Here is a 1,070-nt window from a genome sequence, read left to right as displayed (position 1 = left end):
AAATACTATAAAAAGTACAGGCCTGCCAGGTTTTTATTTGAAGGTTACAGGCCTGATATGCAGTACTCACCTACCTCATTTCGTAATATTCTGCGTAAAGCGGCTCTAAAGAGTAAAGTAAACAAAAGAGTCACTCCCCATACTCTTCGGCACAGTTTTGCCACTCACATGTTGGAACAGGGGATAAACCTGAAACAGCTGCAGTTGATCTTAGGGCATAATGCCATGAAAACAACTTCCATTTACCTGCATGTTGCCGATACCTGCTCAATACCTGTACCTGATTTACTGGAAATCAAAACAAACGAAACTCATGGATAAAATCGAAAATAGAAGAACCCGGTACGAGCTGGCAGCTATTTTAAGGGAGAACAGGCAATACTTAAACACTTACAACCTGTTTGAGCAGCAAAGAAAGGCTTTCCGGGATATCTGCGCATGCAGAACAAGTGAACTGGGCGGGCACAGCTGCTGCTGTAATTCCTGCAATTATCAGAGGCAGGCCTACAATTCGTGCAGAAACAAACATTGTCCCAAGTGCCAGTTTACCAAACAGGCAAAATGGGTAGATAAATTACAATCAAAGCTACTGGATTGCAAACACTTTCATTTGGTACTGACCATTCCACATCAGTTGAACGGGCTGGTTTATCTGAACCAAAAGAAATTGTATGATGCACTATTTCAAGCTGCATGGCAGGCTGTGAGTAAGGCCGCAGGTAATCCAAAATTTTTAGGAGCTCAGACTGGAGCTGTTGCTGTTCTGCATACCTGGACACAAACACTGAATCAGCATCCGCACATTCATATGATCATCCCTTCAGGTGGATTATCTGATGATCAGATGGAATGGGTGCCATGTAAGAACAACTTCTTAGCTCCCAAAAAGGTAATCAGCAGTTTGTTTCGGGGCATACTGTGCCAGAGTATAAATCAGGCGATAGAACAAAAACAGCTTAATATTCCTGAGCATTTTCAATGGAACAGGATTAAGAATGTTCTCTATAAAACAAGCTGGAATGTGAATATTGAAAAACCAATGGCAGGAATTCAGGCAGTTGTAAAATATC

General features: G+C 41.8%; 2 protein-coding genes. Both read left to right on the top strand.

What is annotated here, in order from left to right; translation table 11 throughout:
* On the top strand, window positions 1–321 hold a 321-nt coding region (locus BZG01_RS21340; RefSeq protein ID WP_180327431.1), incomplete at its 5' end, for a tyrosine-type recombinase/integrase.
* On the top strand, window positions 314–1,070 hold a 757-nt coding region (locus BZG01_RS21335; protein ID WP_180327430.1), incomplete at its 3' end, for an IS91 family transposase. The genes BZG01_RS21340 and BZG01_RS21335, both read left to right, overlap by 8 nt.

It is taken from the genome of Labilibaculum manganireducens, from assembly GCF_002843385.1.
In the GTDB taxonomy this organism is placed as follows: domain Bacteria; phylum Bacteroidota; class Bacteroidia; order Bacteroidales; family Marinifilaceae; genus Labilibaculum; species Labilibaculum manganireducens.
This window is presented reverse-complemented; position numbering and strand designations above follow the sequence as displayed.